11 protein-coding genes and 2 tRNA genes are annotated in these 15,997 nt (G+C 55.0%); 4 read left to right on the forward strand and 9 right to left on the reverse strand.

All coding sequences use genetic code 11. The annotated features are described in order from the left end of the window. The first annotated feature begins 129 nt into the window (after positions 1-129). Positions 130-435 (forward strand): hypothetical protein, encoded by a 306-nt coding sequence (locus R9X49_RS16950; RefSeq protein ID WP_319849504.1) that lies wholly within the window; start codon positions 130-132, stop codon positions 433-435. A 41-nt stretch (positions 436-476) separates the two neighbouring features. Here the strand turns inward: R9X49_RS16950 and R9X49_RS16955 are convergent, their stop codons facing one another. The 9 genes from R9X49_RS16955 to orn all read right to left on the reverse strand — a co-directional run bounded on the left by R9X49_RS16955 (position 477) and on the right by orn (position 10,166). Next, on the reverse strand, positions 477-1,103 hold the full coding sequence (locus R9X49_RS16955) for a superoxide dismutase (protein WP_319849505.1): 627 nt from the start codon (positions 1,101-1,103) through the stop codon (positions 477-479). A 234-nt stretch (positions 1,104-1,337) separates the two neighbouring features. Beyond that, the gene (locus tag R9X49_RS16960) at positions 1,338-2,849 is read right to left on the reverse strand and encodes an efflux transporter outer membrane subunit (protein WP_319849506.1); all 1,512 of its coding nucleotides are present in this window, start codon (positions 2,847-2,849) and stop codon (positions 1,338-1,340) included. Further along, the gene (locus R9X49_RS16965) at positions 2,842-5,919 is read right to left on the reverse strand and encodes an efflux RND transporter permease subunit (RefSeq protein ID WP_319849507.1); all 3,078 of its coding nucleotides are present in this window, start codon (positions 5,917-5,919) and stop codon (positions 2,842-2,844) included. The genes R9X49_RS16960 and R9X49_RS16965 overlap by 8 nt, the downstream gene beginning before the upstream one ends. Next, a complete protein-coding gene (locus R9X49_RS16970; RefSeq protein ID WP_319849508.1) occupies positions 5,916-7,061 on the reverse strand; it encodes an efflux RND transporter periplasmic adaptor subunit in 1,146 nt (381 codons plus the stop codon). Before R9X49_RS16970 ends, R9X49_RS16965 begins: the two co-directional genes overlap by 4 nt. A gap of 330 nt (positions 7,062-7,391) precedes the next feature. Then, a complete protein-coding gene (gene soxR / locus R9X49_RS16975; protein ID WP_319849509.1) occupies positions 7,392-7,859 on the reverse strand; it encodes a redox-sensitive transcriptional activator SoxR in 468 nt (155 codons plus the stop codon). 243 nt (positions 7,860-8,102) lie between these two features. Then, on the reverse strand, positions 8,103-8,648 hold the full coding sequence (locus R9X49_RS16980; protein WP_319849572.1) for a hypothetical protein: 546 nt from the start codon (positions 8,646-8,648) through the stop codon (positions 8,103-8,105). Between the two features lie 502 nt (positions 8,649-9,150). Further along, positions 9,151-9,226: transfer RNA gene (locus tag R9X49_RS16985), tRNA-Gly, on the reverse strand. A gap of 76 nt (positions 9,227-9,302) precedes the next feature. After that, positions 9,303-9,378: transfer RNA gene (locus R9X49_RS16990), tRNA-Gly, on the reverse strand. A gap of 245 nt (positions 9,379-9,623) precedes the next feature. After that, positions 9,624-10,166: an oligoribonuclease gene (gene orn, locus R9X49_RS16995; protein ID WP_015841879.1), complete on the reverse strand. Its 543-nt coding sequence runs from the start codon at positions 10,164-10,166 to the stop codon at positions 9,624-9,626. 200 nt (positions 10,167-10,366) lie between these two features. Here orn and rsgA point away from each other — a divergent pair, with 200 nt between their 5' ends. The 3 genes from rsgA (at position 10,367) to mscM (ending at position 15,951) form a co-directional block, all read left to right on the forward strand. Further along, complete coding sequence (gene rsgA / locus R9X49_RS17000) at positions 10,367-11,416, forward strand: small ribosomal subunit biogenesis GTPase RsgA (RefSeq protein WP_319849510.1); 1,050 nt, start codon at positions 10,367-10,369, stop codon at positions 11,414-11,416. Between the two features lie 144 nt (positions 11,417-11,560). Continuing rightward, a complete protein-coding gene (asd, locus tag R9X49_RS17005; RefSeq protein WP_319849511.1) occupies positions 11,561-12,571 on the forward strand; it encodes an archaetidylserine decarboxylase in 1,011 nt (336 codons plus the stop codon). A gap of 56 nt (positions 12,572-12,627) precedes the next feature. Beyond that, positions 12,628-15,951, forward strand: coding sequence for a miniconductance mechanosensitive channel MscM (mscM, locus tag R9X49_RS17010; RefSeq protein WP_319849512.1), 3,324 nt, complete (start codon positions 12,628-12,630; stop codon positions 15,949-15,951). The last annotated feature ends 46 nt before the right edge of the window (positions 15,952-15,997 follow it).

A 15,997-nucleotide genomic window follows, 5' to 3' on the forward strand; every position in this document is an offset into this window, starting at 1 on the left:
CTGAATGTAGTAACAAACTGAATAGTAGTAACACACTAAATTTGGCCATCTGAACAGAGATGATACCATCACATTCTTATACAAACAGGTAACATTATGCTCAGGGGCGCAATACGTGGTGGGTAAACAATGTTGAAAATCTCTTTCTTTACCCTCTTTATCAGGTATCTAAAAGCATCGACCGTTCAGCATCCAGACATTTTTGGGCTGACGGATTTTTCGCCGACAGAGCTGGTTTCTCAAGGATACGAGTTAGTCGGCGATCCGACCGACTTTCATTTTTATGAGAAGGACTATGTCGTTAGCTACCATAATAAAAAGCTGAATATTGTTTTTAAACGCTATTTTTATCTCGATGAAAATGCCGGAAGCGGCTTCTCAATAGGACGGGGAGCGAGCCTTATTTCTCTTTTGAAATGCTATAAGGCCGTTTGAGAAGCGAACTGCCAGCAAAAATGCTTCGCTGGCAGCCTCACTCATTGGGTGGCGTCTTCGTAGCGTCGAGCCACTTCCTGCCAGTTGATGATGGAGAAGAACGCTGAGATGTAGTCAGGGCGGCGGTTCTGATAATTCAGGTAATAAGCATGCTCCCAGACATCCAGCCCCAGAATCGGGGTGCCGCCTGACAGGCCAGCGAAGTCACCCATCAGAGGGTTATCCTGATTCGCGCTGCTCTCGACGAGCAATTTGCCATCGCGCCCCACCGTCAGCCACGCCCAGCCGCTGCCAAAACGGGTCTGCGCCGCCTTCGTGAAGCTGTCTTTGAAAACCTCATACCCACCCAGATCGCTGTCGATGGCTTGAGCCAGTTTTCCCTCAGGCTTGCCTCCCTGTGCGCTTAACACAGTCCAGAACAGCGAGTGATTCGCGTGCCCACCGCCATTGTTACGCACGGCGACTCGAATGTTTTCTGGTAGCGCCGCGATATCAGCAATCAACACCTCTACTGGCACCTGCTGGTCGCCCACATCGGCCACCGCGTTATTGAGATTGGTCACATAGGTCTGGTGATGTTTGGAGTAATGGATCTCCATCGTGCGTGCGTCGAAATGGGGTTCCAGCGCATCAAACGCGTAGGGAAGCGAAGGTAAGACGTAAGACATAGGAAACTCTCCAATAGGGGGAAAAATCAGCTAACAACGACAGCTTGCCGTTGCTGCACCTGACCGTCATGACAAGTGCATCTGCGTTTATACAACCTCAACCTAACTTAAGGTCAATCCTCTTTTTCAACTATTTTTCGGAAAGGGAGCGAAGCGATGCTCCCCCTACCGGCCATGATTGCAGCGCGGCAGAAACCGCCCGGTCAATCAAGGCCGGGGCTATTCCAGTACACATCATCGGCTCGTTACGCTTGCGTAAGCCAGATTACTGCCAGACGGCTCTCGGCTCTGCGTGGGGATATCGCCTCGCCAGCTACCGCCTAAAGTACGAAAGAGCGTCGCCAACGCGATCTGTCTCTGCGTTTCAATCTGGACGAGCGTCATCTGGCTGGCAAAATCACTGCGCTGGGCGTCAAGCAGCCGCAGATGATCGTCAGCACCGCTGCGGTAGCGGTCTTCCGCAAGCTGTAGCGCCCGAGAACTCGATTGTGCAAACGCGCGCTGCGCTTGTTCTTCACGGCGCAAGGTGTCGGTTGCGGCAAGCGCATCGGAGACCTCGCGGAACGCCACCTGAATCGCCTGCTCATAGCCGGCAATCGCGATGTCCTTGCGTACAAGAGACAGATCCAGATTGGCCCGGTTGCGTCCGCCATCGAAGATCGGTAGCGTGATCTGCGGAGCGAAAGACCACGCCCGCTGACCGGATTCAAACAGGTTGGACAGTTCAGTACTGGAGCTGCCAAACAGGCCGGTCAGTGAAATACGCGGGAAGAACGCAGCACGTGCCGCACCGATGCTGGCATTACGTGACTGTAACCGATGCTCTGCGGCACGGATATCCGGCCTCTGCGCGAGCAGATCCGACGGCGTCCCCGGCGCAATCTCCTGCACTAACAGGACACCCGTCGCTGGAGACGCGGGCAGATGTGGTCGTACATCGTTAACCCCGACCAACAGCGCCAGCGCATTGTTCGCCTGGCGGAATTCACGGTCGATGCGCTCCCGATCTGCCCGCACCTGTTGGGCTTGCCCCAGACTCTCCTGATAATCCAACTCGTTGGCTGCGCCAAGCGAACGGCGCTGATCAATCAGCCTGAGTGACGCTTCGCGCGCCTCAAGGATACGGGTGGCGAGCAGATAGCGCCGCTGCGCACTATCGCGCGTCAGGTAGGCCTGTATAACTTCGCTAACCAGACTGATCTGCGCGCTACGTGCAGCCTCCTCGGTTGCCAGATACTCCTGCATAGCGGCTTCGGAGAGATTGCGCACGCGCCCGAACAGGTCCAGTTCGAAGGAAGCCAGCCCCACACCAGCCTGATAGTTGCTCTGCACCGAGGGTGCGCCCGGCGTACGGAGATCCTCGGGCACGCGTTGGCGCATACCGCTTCCCTCAATCTGAGCGCCCGGCAACCGATCGGCACGCTGCACGCGATACTGTGCACGCGCCGCGTCGACGTTAAGCAGGGTCTGACGCAAGTCGCGGTTGTTGTCTAAAGCAAGCACAATCAGCCCGCGCAGTCCGTCATCAGTGACAAAGGCCTGCCAGTCCAGCGCGGTGGTGGCTGAAGCATTTTGCTTGCTCGACGTACCCGCGCTGTCTGCCTTGGTGCCGTCACTCCACTGCGAGGGAATCGGCGCAGCAGGCCGTTGATTCACGGGTGCCAGAGAGCAGCCCGACAGCAGTACCGCCGTAGCCAGAGCCGTCAGAACAGGCCCTAAGTAAACGTTACGTGGATGATTACGCATGTTTAGAAACCTCGTCATTCAGTTCACGCTCACGTTCGGAGGCAGCAGACGCACGATGGTCACGCGCCAGCAGGGTATAAATCGTTGGCAATACGAACAGCGTGAACAGCGTACCGATCACCAGGCCAGCCACCACCACAATGCCGATAGAGTAGCGACTGGCGGCACCGGCTCCGCCAGCGAACAGCAGCGGGATTAAGCCAGCAACCATCGCAGCCGTGGTCATCAGCACCGGCCGCATACGGATCATGGCCGCCTTGTGCATGGCTTCCATCGGGCTGAGGCCTTCATGCTTCTGAATATCATTCGCGAAGGAAACCATCAGAATGCCGTGTTTGGATATCAGGCCGATCAGCGTCACCAGCCCGATCTGGGTATAAATGTTCATGGTGGCGAACCCAAGCCACAGCGGCAGCAGCGCGCCACAAATGGCAAGCGGCACCGTCATCAGAATGACCAGCGGATCGCGGAAGCTCTCATACTGCGCAGCCAGCACCAGAAAAATCACGATCAGCGCGAAGCCAAACGAGACAATCAGGCGATTGCCTTCCTTGACGAACTGGCGGCTATCGGAGAGCCAGTCGATCTGCGTCCCCGGCGGCAAAGGCTGCGCCTTCAAAAAGTCCACGGCCTGCCCCATCGTGACACCCGGCAACAGCACGCCCGAGAGCGTCACCGCATTCATCTGGTTGAACTGCGGCAGACGGTTGGCCTGCGGCTGCACCTGCACATCGACCACAGTGGACAACGGCACCAGACGGCCTGATTCGGCACGCACGTAGTAGCCCGTCAGGTCGCCCGGCGCACGACGCTTGTCTTGCGGAACCTGCGCGATAACGTCGTAGGAACGGTCAAACCAGTTGAAACGGTTGATGTAGTTCTCACCGACGAGCACCGCCAGCGTATCCGCCACGGCACTCATGGTGACGCCCATCTCACCGGCTTTAGCGGCATTGATAGTCAGCCGAGCCTGCGGGCTGTCAAAAGCCAGATCGCTGTCGACGAACGCGAACAGACCGCTACCCCACGCCGCTCCCTTAATGTTTTCAAGCACGCCATATAATTCAGTGAAATCAGCGGGTGAGCGAAGAACCATTTGTACCGGCAAACCATCGCTGCCAGCGGGTAAAGGCGCAGGCTGGAAGGCGGTAACAAAAGAGCGGGTAATGCCGCCGCTGCGGCCGTTTATGGTGCCCTCAACCTGATTCGCAGTCATCTGCCGCTCTTCCCAGGGCTTCAGCACGACACCGCCAAACCCGGCATTTTGGCCGTTGTAGCCATTAACCATGAAACTCCCCTGATAGTCAGGCAGAGCACGGAAGATGCTTTCAACCGCTACCCCGGCGCGCTCGGTGTAGCTCACGTTGGCGTATTGAGGAGACTTGGTCTGCACGAACACGTAGCCCTGATCCTCGCCCGGAGCCAGCTCACGCTGCACGCCCATGAACAGGACAACGATGCCGCCCAATACCGCCACACAGACCATCATCACTGCCGCCCGGGCATGAAGTACATGACCCAGAAGACGGCCATAGCGCACGGCCAGATTGTGCATGGTGCGTTCGATGGCCTTGGCCATCCGGCCCTCGGACATCTGTGAGTTGAGCATGTAGCTGCTCATCATGGGCGATAGCGTCAAGGCAATCACACCGGAGACGATCACCGAGCACGCCAGCGTGAAGGCGAACTCCTTGAAGAGCGCGCCGGTGATGCCCCCCATCATACCAATGGGCGCATAGACCGCCGCCAGCGTAATGGTCATGCCGATAACGGGCCAGACAATCTCACGGGCGCCCACGATGGCCGCTTTGCCCGGCGACAGCCCTTCTTCAATGTGCCGATGGATGTTCTCCACTACCACGATGGCATCGTCCACCACCAGCCCAATGGCCAGAACCATCGCCAGCAGGGTCAACAGGTTGATCGAAAAACCGAAGGCCAGCATCAGTGAGGCCGTGCCGATAAGCGACAGCGGGATCGTGACGATAGGGATGAGCACGGCGCGGAAAGTCCCCAGAAACAGGAAGATCACCATCACCACGATGACGACCGCCTCTAGCAACGTCTTCATGACTTCATCGATCGCCGCATTGACGAAGCGCGCAGTGTCGAAGTTGTTGACCACCTTCAAGCCGGGAGGCGCGGCACGCTGCAAATCAGGCAATAATGCATCGACGCCAGCCACGATCTCCAATGGATTACCATCAGGCGTAGGTGAGATGGCGATGGCTACCGCACGCGCGCCATCGTTCAAAAAACTGCTGTCGTAGTTCTGGCCACCCAGTTCGACTGTGGCGATATCGCCAACGCGTACAACGCCGTTTTCTCCACGTTTAACCACCAGATCGCGAAAGTCCTGCACGCTACGCATGTCGGTAGCCGCCGTGATCGGAATCAGGTTGTCATGGCCGCGCAAAGCACCGGGCGCTGCCTGCACGTTGTTTGCACGCAGCGCCGCAGCCAGATCGCTGGCGGTTATCCCGCGAGCAGCCAGTTTGATCGGATCGACCCAGAGGCGCATTGCAATAGTTTGCCCACCACTCGTCTCCGCCGACGCGACGCCCGGCACCGAAGTGATCTGTGGCTGTACCACGCGGTTGATGAAGTCCGTAATCTCGGGAATGCTTTGCTGATCGCTGACGAAGGACAGATATTGCACCGCCGACACACCGTCGGTGATCTTCTTGATCTCTGGATCGTATACGCCCTCAGGCAAGCGGTACTTAACCTGCTGCACCTTGGCCAGCACTTCGGTCATGGACCGATCCGCATCCGCATTGAGAACCAGTTTTGCCTTGATCTCGCTGCGCCCCAGCGTGGACGTTGAACTCAGATATTCGATGCCGTTAGCGCTGGCGATCGCCTGAGCGATAGGTGTGGTGACGAAGCCCTGCATTACATCCTGCGAGGCGCCGGGGAAATTGGTTGTGACAACAATCGTCGCGCTTTCCATCGCCGGATACTGACGCATCGGTAACGAGAACAGCGCTGCGAGACCGATCAACAGAATGAGTGTACTCAGCGTGATCGACAGGATCGGGCGTTTGATGAACAGATCGGTAAACTTCATGGTTGACCCCCAGTGGCCGGAGCCCCCTCGGCAGCAGGTTTATCCACCACGCGCAAATCGGCGCCCGGACGTACCCGCAGTTGACCTTCCGTGATCACAACGTCTCCCGCTTTCAGCCCACTGGCAATCACCACCGTATCACCAATGCGCCGCCCTACTGCAATCGGTACGATCTCAGCCTTGCCGGTCTTCTCAGGCGTAAGCCCGCGCACGACGGCGGCAGCATCGCCTGAGGCAGACGTCATTACGGCCGAGACAGGCAGCGTCAACGCATCGGGCTCAGCTGGTAACATCACATCCACCGTCGCGTACATGCCCGGCTGCAACGTGCGCCCCTGATTGTCCACTTCAGCCTGAACAGAAGCGTTACGCGTATCTCGCCCCACTTGAGGCTCAATGGCGCTGATGGTGGCCTGTACTGGCGCAACGCCAGCCGTGTCGATGCGCACCTGTACCGTCTGCCCCACCTTCACTCTTGCCAGCTCTTGCTGAGGGATGTCGAAGTTGGCGTACAGCTGATTTGGATCGGTTAGCGTCACAGCGACATCTCCGGGGTTGAGATACTGCCCCAGATCGATACGGCGTAAACCAAGCTCTCCGTCAAACGGCGCACGTATGCGCTTTTGACGGATGCGAGCTTCCAACTGCTGGACTTGCGCCGCAGTCTGATCCCGTTCAGCCTGACGTTGCTGCAACATCTCCCGGGAGGCCGCGCCCGTGCGAGCCAGCTCACTCGCTCGGTTAAACTGGGCCAGAGCAAAACCGGCCGATGCTTTCGCCGCCGCCAGATCGGCCTGCTCGGTTGCATCATCCAGTTGCACCAGTACCGTACCCGCTTTGACCCGTTGGCCGGGCTCGAACGAAATCGCGGCAACGCGCCCAGCCACTTCAGCAGACAACATCACCTGACGAACCGCACGCAGCTCACCCAGACCTTCGAGGCTTACCGGCGCAGCCTGCGCGTGCAGCGTCGTCGCCACCACATCAATTGGCCCCCCGCCTGCCCAGCCTCCCTGACTTTGGCGTGCAGACCGCCAGTACCACAAACTGGTGGCAATCAGGGTGACCACAACACCCGCGATGACGATGGCGTTGAATCCAGATGGCTTACGGGCAGGACTGCCCGGCGATGGTTCACTCATTTTGCTGCTCTCCACATAACGTTACGACGTATAGGCATCAGGCATTCGTTGACCCATACAGCCTCACCATCGAAACGTGACATAGATAACAGGCACTTATCGTTAGAGAACAGCAGTACACAGACACCGACGCTTGGCGCTCATTCCAAGGAATCGGTGCTTTTATAAAGCCTCAACTTAACTTGAGGTCAAGAGCTTTTGTTCATTGAGAAAGAGGGACAGCAACCGCAGCAGCATCGGCGCATAGAAGGGGAAGGACGGCGTGTTTCCTGTAGTGCAGCGGTGAGTTTCGGCCTGCCACGAGGTAATTTCGTCAGCAGGCCAAATCGATTAACGCTCAAGTAAATAGGCGCCTGGCCCTTTCTGAGCCAGTTCATCATTGGGGTTACGCAGCGGACAATCCGTCAGCGACAAGCATCCGCATCCGATGCAGCTATCCAGCTCGTCACGAAGTCGCTGTAGTTTGGTAATTCTGTCATTGAGGCTGTGGCGCCAGCGGGAAGCAACCGCCTTCCACTGTTCGGTACTGACTCGAACCAGCGGCTGATAGTCGCCCAATGCTTCATGCACTTCGTCGAGCGGAATCCCGGCACGCTGCGCAACCTTGATGATTGCGATATAACGCATCACACCGGGCGTATACCGCCTTTGGTTGCCAGGCGTCCTTATACTGCTGATCAACCCTTTCGATTCATAGAAATGGAGCGCCGAAACCGCTACGCCAGTGCGTTTAGAGACTTCTCCAACGCTCAGTAAACGTGGCAACTCAGCGTCTTTGCCTTCTGCAACCTTAGACATCGTCAACTCCCCAATACATGAAGGTAGGTTGAGATTTTATACGGCCGATGGTCACGCGGCAATCAGGGCGGGCCGCCCACACCCATCACTCTGTTTTTCCACATAGCTCCCCGGTCAACCACTGAATGTAGTCCGATTTGGCACGCCGATACCCGTTCGCCTTCTGAATGGCGATGTGAGTCAAATGAATAGCCGTAGATTGCAGACGGCAGCCTGCAATCTACGGTAGAAAATAAAAGATTATTATTTCTTCATTTCAAGGCTTTTCATCTCATCTTTGCTTAACCCATGCGTTGAACTGCTAATAACGCAATTGTAACTTTCATTTTTATTAATAATCATGAAAGTGCTTACCGGGTTTTTCATTTTTTTATCAAGAGAGAAAAGAATATTAGCCTCAGGTAAAACACTGGGGCTAAATGCACCGAATGAATAGCTATCAGATAGCCCCAAGGCGGATAGATCGGCCGTTAATTCCATGGGTTGCGTGCTGTGTGGCGAAGGGAACATGGATTTTGCTGACATCATCATTGACTGGGTATTAATGTTATATTCTGTTGTCACTTTCATGCCGACGTATTTGGATTCAGGCATATTCAGCTGTTTCTCACACATCGCATTGTGCTGCGGGCTGGGCGTCCCATTTTGCAGGACTGCGTGAATATGTTTTAATTCAACTTGATCTTTTCCGGTATGTGCTTTTGCCGTGTCATCAGCCTGAGCAAAACCGCTCACCACCAGCGCCGCCGTTGCTACAACGTGTAAAATAGTGCTATTCATTGCATTCATTTTTCCATCCTCTTTATCTGTAGGGATAACCATATTATCCATGATAACAATCTGTTATTTATTAAATAAATAACCGGTATGCTTCATGAAATTTAAATGATATTTCCCAGATAGCGTCGAACAGAAAAATCACTAAAAAACAACAATAACCTTCGCCATTTTAAATGATGTGATTTTATAAATGCATTCTGGTTATAAACATAGTCAAATTTTGATATTACGTCAAAATACAATCGGCAAAAAAAATAAAATAGAAACAGGAATCAGAATAAATATAACCAGACTAAGTATTTAATAAAATGATTTATCTACAATATCAACGTTCAAGAGTCGACTCGAATGTACTGAACGGTGTTCATCGAACACAACAATGGTGTATATCGCCAGAACAAGGAAGCGACTCAGCGTACCAACGGTATCATTGCAGAACGGAAAAAGAGCGAATAGATTTCAGGCGCGACAAGGAGATTGATGGCACAAGAAAAAAGAGAGATGAAAAGATTGGAGCGGGAAACGAGACTCGAACTCGCGACCCCGACCTTGGCAAGGTCGTGCTCTACCAACTGAGCTATTCCCGCATATCGGACAGACATTAACAAGCGTTACGTCTGATTACTGCACACTGATTGTATGGTGACAAACAGTGATAAAACTTGGAGCGGGAAACGAGACTCGAACTCGCGACCCCGACCTTGGCAAGGTCGTGCTCTACCAACTGAGCTATTCCCGCCCGGGAAATCTTCACACGATGTTGAAGTTCTTTAATTGAAATTCTTCATCGGTATGGGGTGCGCATTATACGAGAAATCCGTTTAACCGCAAGCCCCAAAAAATGAAAAATTGTCTGAGTGCTGATAAAAAAAACAATATGTTGATAAAACAGACACTCGCTGACAAAACAGACGTTGTTGCGTAGAGTTGTGGCGCAAATAGCTGCAATTCGCTGCACATCACGCCCTACCCGTTTTGCTTCATCTACAGACGCAGAAAATTCTCACGGTAATAAGCCAGTTCCGCCAGCGATTCGCGAATGTCGTCCATCGCCTGATGCGTGCCCTGCTTCTTAAAGCCCGTCAGGATTTCCGGCTTCCAGCGTCGCGCCAGCTCTTTGAGCGTGCTGACATCCAGATAGCGGTAGTGGAAGTAGGCTTCCAGTTCCGGCATATAGCGGAACAGGAAGCGGCGATCCTGCCCAATGCTATTGCCACAGATCGGCGATTTACCCGCCGGCACCCATTTTTGTAGAAACGCCAGCGTTTCCAGCTCGGCAGCACGTTCATCCGTGGTGCTGGCTTTGACGCGATCCGTCAGGCCGCTGGCGCCGTGTGTACGCACATTCCAGTCATCCATCAGCGCTAATTGGCTATCCGACTGGTGCACCGCCAGTACTGGCCCTTCAGCCAACACGTTCAAGTTTGCATCCGTCACCAGCGTTGCGATCTCAATAATGCGATCGCGCTCCGGGTTCAGGCCGGTCATTTCGAGATCGATCCAGATCAGATTATTTTCATCTACCATCGTGGGTGTTCCTGTTGCGTGGGTGTTACTGTTGCTTTGTGCCCTGTCATCGATACAAGGATAACAGTATCAGTCCCAGCGCTGATACCGACAAGGTGGTATCAGTTAATTAAAATCAAATAGGGTGTATTATAGTCTGTTGAAACGCGGCGGGCGATAAGGCGCTGTCGTGAACGATAAATCGTCTTAAGTGAGGCTTAGTGAGCAAAAAGAAACTGTCGAAAGGTCAGCAGCGTCGGGTTAGCGCCAACCACCAGCGTCGCCTGAAAAAAACGGAAAGCAAAGTCGAATGGGAAGATAGCCAACTGGGCGATGCGCAGGAAGGCATTATCATCAGCCGATTTGGTATGCACGCCGATGTGGAAGCCACCGATGGCGTGGTGCACCGCTGCAACATTCGTCGGACCATTTCATCGCTGGTTACCGGCGACCGCGTCGTCTGGCGACCCGGCCATGAATCACTCGCTGGCATCAGCGGGATCGTGGAAGCCGTTCACCCCCGTCATTCAGTCCTGACACGCCCTGACTATTACGATGGCATTAAACCGATCGCCGCCAATATCGATCAGATCGTGATCGTCTCCGCGATCTTGCCTGAACTGTCGCTGAACATTATCGATCGCTATCTGGTTGCTTGCGAAACGCTGGAAATCGAACCGCTGATCGTACTGAACAAAATTGATCTGCTGGATGACGAATCCCGCCAGTTTGTGGATAAATTGATGGATATCTACCGCGCGCTTAACTATCGCGTGCTGATGGTGTCCAGCCATACTCAACAGGGTATCCCTGAACTGGAACAGGCGCTCACTGACCGTATCAGTATTTTCGCCGGGCAATCAGGCGTAGGGAAATCCAGCCTGCTTAATGCGCTGCTCGCACTGGGTGAAGAACAGATTCTGGTGAATGAGGTTTCCGATACCTCAGGATTGGGACAGCACACGACGACCGCCTCCCGACTTTACCACTTCCCGCACGGCGGCGACGTCATCGACTCACCGGGCGTGCGCGAATTTGGTCTGTGGCATCTGGAACCCGAACAGGTGACAAGTGGTTTCATCGAGCTCCGCAAATACATCGGTTCGTGTAAGTTCCGCGACTGTAAACATGAAAACGACCCGGGCTGCGCGATTAACGCCGCACTGGAGCGCGGAGAGATTGCCGTAGAGCGCTATGATAACTATCACCGGATTCTGGAAAGCATGGCGCAAGTAAAAACGCGTAAAGGCTTTTCAGATACAGATAACTGACATTTATCATGACCATCGTTACAATGCGCCCCCTTTGAGAGTTAACGAATCCGCTGACTCTCTTTCTGGGCTACCGCTGGCAACGTCAGGCGTGTTCCCCAGACAGCTTATTTTATGGCGCACTATTAATCCAAGAGGCTCACAGTGCTGGATAATATCAAAATCAAATTACAGTATTGGCTTCCCAAGATCTGGCTGACCCGCCTAGCGGGCTGGGGAGCAAATAAGCGTGCGGGAAAACTCACCAAGCTGGTGATCGATCTGTTTGTCCGCCAATACAACGTCAACATGCAGGAAGCGCAGCAGCCGGATACCGCATCCTATCGCACGTTTAACGAATTTTTCGTTCGTCCTCTGCGTCCGGGTATTCGCCCTGTCGATCCTCATGCGCACCGTCTGGTGCAGCCTGCTGACGGCGTGCTGTCGCAGTTTGGCCCCATTACCGACGGCAAGCTGATCCAGGCGAAGAACCACGACTACTCGCTGGAAGCGCTGCTGGCTGGCAACTACATGATGGCCGATCTGTTCCGCGATGGTCTGTTCGCCACCATTTATCTTTCACCGCGTGATTATCACCGCCTCCACATGCCGTGCGACGGCGTGCTGCGCGAGATGATTTATGTGCCGGGTGACCTGTTCTCCGTCAATCTGCTGACGGCCGATAACGTACCGAATTTGTTTGCACGTAACGAACGCGTCATTTGCCTGTTTGATACTGAATTCGGTCCATTGGCACAAATTCTGGTTGGTGCGACCATTGTCGGCAGCATCGAAACCGTGTGGTCAGGCGTGGTGACGCCACCGCGTGAAGGTATCATCAAGCGTTGGACTTACCCGCAGGCGGGTGAAGAAGGTGCCGTCGTGCTGGCGAAAGGCGAGGAAATGGGCCGCTTCAAGCTGGGCTCAACGGTGATTAACCTGTTTGCCGCAGGCAATAATCTCCAGTTTGCCGCACACCTGAATACCATGAGCGTGACCCGTATGGGTGAACCGTTTGCCGAAGTCCGTCAGGATGAGCCAACGCCCGTCGTCTTCCCGGAAGGAACCGAGCTGGCAGCAAACGACGCCGCACCGTCTGAACCGGTTCAGGCTGAAGGACAAAATACTGCGGCTGACGCATCCGGCCAGACGGGTCACAAACCCGACGCGCCGTAACTAACGTCCGATTTTAGTCGCTTGTAAGAGTGTTGTTTGTAATAAAGGTAGCTAACGTGCGTCTGATTCTGACTTTTCTTCTGGGATGTTTATTATCAACTGCCACGTTGGCTGCCACAGCGCCCAATGAGGCGCAGCTACGCCAGCAGCTACAGCAGGCGGAGGCCAACAAAGGTGCAGCCGATCAGGCAAAAGTCGTTGAAGAATACCAGGCTGCACTGAACACCCTACAGGATCGCAAAGAGGCGCTGGAACGCGCCACACAATATCAGCGCGTTATTGATGATTTCCCCAAGCTGGTTCAGGAACTGCGTCGCCAGCTTAATGCCGAAGACGGCAAACCCTCTGCTATTCCAGAGGGACTCTCCAGCAACGATCTTGAACAGCAGCTGTTGCAAACGAGCAGCCAACTGTTGGAGCAGGCCCGCCAGCTCCAGCAAGAACAGGATCGGCTGCGTGAAATCAGTGATTCACTGAGCCAGCTTCCGCAGCAGCAAACGGAAGCCAGCCGCATGCAAAGCGATGCGGAACGCCGTATTCAGTCTCTCGGTACGCCCACCACGCCGCTGGGGCAAGCGCAGCTCGTCGCGCTTCAGGCCGAATCCGCGCTGCGTAAAAGCCGGGTGGACGAACTGGAGCTGGCGCAGCTGTCAGCCAGCAATCGTCAGGAGCTGTCCCGGCTACGCGTCGAGCTGTATAAAAAACGCCACGACAGGCTGGATCTGCTGCAACAAGATTTACGCAGCAGGCTCAATAACCTACGCCAGCGCGAAGCCGAGCAGGCATTGGAGCGCACAGAACTTCTCGCGGAACAAAGCGGCGATTTACCCAGCGTCATCAGCAAACAGCTACAGGTTAACCGTGAGCTCTCCGTCGCGCTGAACCAACAGGCGCAGCGGATGGACCTTATCGCCTCTCAACAGCGTCAGGCTGCCACGCACACCATTCAGGTTCGTCAGGCGCTAAGCACGATTCGCGAACAGGCACAGTGGCTCGGCGTCTCACCGATATTGGGAGAAACGCTACGGGCGCAGATAGCGCGCCTGCCGGAAATGCCCAAACCGCAGTTGCTGGATAGCGATATGGCGCAGCTGCGCGTACAGCGGCTGCACTTTGAAGATCTGATCAACAAACCGCAGGATCTTGATAAAGCCAAGCAGGACAATGGCGATCCGCTGACCAGCGCACAGCAGCGGATTCTAACCGACCAGATGCGTACCCAGCGCGACCTGCTGACTTCACTGATCTCCGGCTGTGACTCACAGATACTGGAACTGACCAAACTCAAAGTCGCCAATAACCAGCTGGCGGATGCGCTGACCGAAACACGGGAAGCGGCTCATCGCGATCTGTTCTGGGTTGCGGATGTCGATCCCGTAACATTCGCCTATCCGCTCAAATTGGTGCAGGATCTGACGCGTCTGCTGTCACTGGATACGCTGACGCAGCTGGGTAGCGCGCTGGTCATGATGGTGACCAGTCAGGAAACCGTGCTGCCGCTGCTGGGCGCACTGCTGCTGGTGGGTTTCAGTATCAGCTCCCGCCGTCACTATCATGCGTTTATGGAGCGCGCCAGCAGTCGCGTCGGCAAAGTCACGCTCGATCACTTTATGCTGACGCTGCGTACCGTGTTCTGGTCCATCCTTACCGCTCTGCCACTGCCGGTACTCTGGGCAGCGCTGGGCTACGGGCTGCAAAACGCCTGGCCTTATCCAATTGCCGTCGCCATCGGCGACAGCGTGACCGCCACCGTGCCGTTGATGTGGCTGGTGATGATCAGCGCCTCATTCGCGCATCCGCAGGGACTGTTCATTGTCCACTTCCGCTGGTCGCCGGAGCGCGTCGCCAGAGCGATGCGCTACTATCGCCTTTCCATCGCCTTTATCGTGCCGCTGATTATGGCGTTGATTACGTTCGATAAGCTTAACGATCGCGAGTTTTCCAGCACGCTGGGGCGGCTCTGTTTCATCCTGCTCTGTATGGCGTTGAGTCTGGTCACGACCGGGTTAAAACGCGCCGGTATCCCGCTGTATCTGGATAAAGAAGGTTCTGGGGAAAATTCCGTTAACCGTGCGATGTGGAACATCCTGATCGCCATGCCGCTCATTGCCGCGCTGGCCTCCTGCATCGGCTATCTGGCGACCGCACAGGCGCTGCTGGCACGTCTGGAAACCTCCGTCTCCATCTGGTTCTTCCTGCTGGTGGTTTACCACATCATTCGCCGTTGGATGCTGATTCAGCGACGCCGCATTGCCTTCGACCGTGCCAAGCAGCGACGTTCGGAAATTCTGGCGCAGCGTGCCAAAGGTGAAGAAGACACGCCGTCTGCGTCATCCCATGAAAGCAGTTCGGAAGCGGTGGAAGAACCCGTCGTCGATCTGGACGCCATCAGCGCCAAATCCCTACAGCTGGTGCGATCCATTCTGACGCTGATCGCGCTGGTTTCCGTTATCGCACTGTGGTCGGAAATTCATTCCGCCTTTGCGTTCCTGGAAAATATCAGCCTGTGGGATGTTTCCAGCACGGTCAAAGGCGTGGAGAGCGTACAGGCGATTACGCTGGGATCGGTACTGATCGCCATTCTGATCTTTATTATTACCGCACAGCTGGTGCGTAACCTGCCTGCGCTGTTGGAACTGGCTATCCTACAGCATCTGGATCTGTCGCCGGGCAGCGGCTATGCCATTACCACCATCAGCAAATATATTCTAATGCTGATCGGCTGTCTGATGGGGTTCTCGCTGATCGGGATCGAATGGTCGAAGTTGCAATGGCTGGTAGCCGCACTGGGTGTGGGACTCGGGTTCGGCTTGCAGGAGATCTTCGCCAACTTTATCTCTGGCCTGATCATCCTGTTTGAGAAACCGATTCGTATCGGCGATACCGTTACGATCCGCGATCTCACGGGTAGCGTCATGCGTATTAATACCCGCGCCACCACCATTTCCGACTGGGACCGCAAAGAGATCATCGTGCCAAATAAGGCGTTTATCACCGAGCAGTTTATCAACTGGTCGCTGTCGGATTCCGTCACGCGTGTCGTGCTGACGGTGCCTGCTCCGGCGGACGCAAACAGCCAGGAAGTTACGGAACTGCTTATGGATGCGGTGAAGCGCTGTTCGCTGATTCTCGATACGCCAGAGCCCGAAGCCTTCCTGGTTGACCTGCAACAGGGGATTCAGATTTTCGAGCTGCGCGTGTTCGCCGCCGAAATGGGGCACCGTATGCCGCTGCGCCATGAACTGCATCAGTTGATTCTGGAAAACTACCGCAAGCACAATCTGGATCTTCCTTTCCCACCGTTCCAGGTAAGAATGGACAATCTGTCGCGCAGTGGAAGAACGCTGACGCCACGGCAGCGGACGCCGGGCAGTTTATAAGAGGGGAAAATGGGCGGCAGCCAGAGGTGGCACCGCCCTTGATTAG

This window comes from Pectobacterium carotovorum (assembly GCF_033898505.1).
Taxonomy (GTDB): domain Bacteria; phylum Pseudomonadota; class Gammaproteobacteria; order Enterobacterales; family Enterobacteriaceae; genus Pectobacterium; species Pectobacterium carotovorum_J.

Excerpts from the sequence above, each read along its gene's own strand:
- R9X49_RS16950 (WP_319849504.1), top strand. The coding sequence starts at position 130 with ATGTTGAAAATCTCTTTCTTTACCCTCTTTATCAGGTATCTAAAAGCA.
- R9X49_RS16955 (WP_319849505.1), bottom strand. The coding sequence starts at position 1,103 with ATGTCTTACGTCTTACCTTCGCTTCCCTACGCGTTTGATGCGCTGGAA.
- R9X49_RS16960 (WP_319849506.1), bottom strand. The coding sequence starts at position 2,849 with ATGCGTAATCATCCACGTAACGTTTACTTAGGGCCTGTTCTGACGGCT.
- R9X49_RS16965 (WP_319849507.1), bottom strand. The coding sequence starts at position 5,919 with ATGAAGTTTACCGATCTGTTCATCAAACGCCCGATCCTGTCGATCACG.
- R9X49_RS16970 (WP_319849508.1), bottom strand. The coding sequence starts at position 7,061 with ATGAGTGAACCATCGCCGGGCAGTCCTGCCCGTAAGCCATCTGGATTC.
- soxR (WP_319849509.1), bottom strand. The coding sequence starts at position 7,859 with ATGTCTAAGGTTGCAGAAGGCAAAGACGCTGAGTTGCCACGTTTACTG.
- R9X49_RS16980 (WP_319849572.1), bottom strand. The coding sequence starts at position 8,648 with ATGAATGCAATGAATAGCACTATTTTACACGTTGTAGCAACGGCGGCG.
- orn (WP_015841879.1), bottom strand. The coding sequence starts at position 10,166 with ATGGTAGATGAAAATAATCTGATCTGGATCGATCTCGAAATGACCGGC.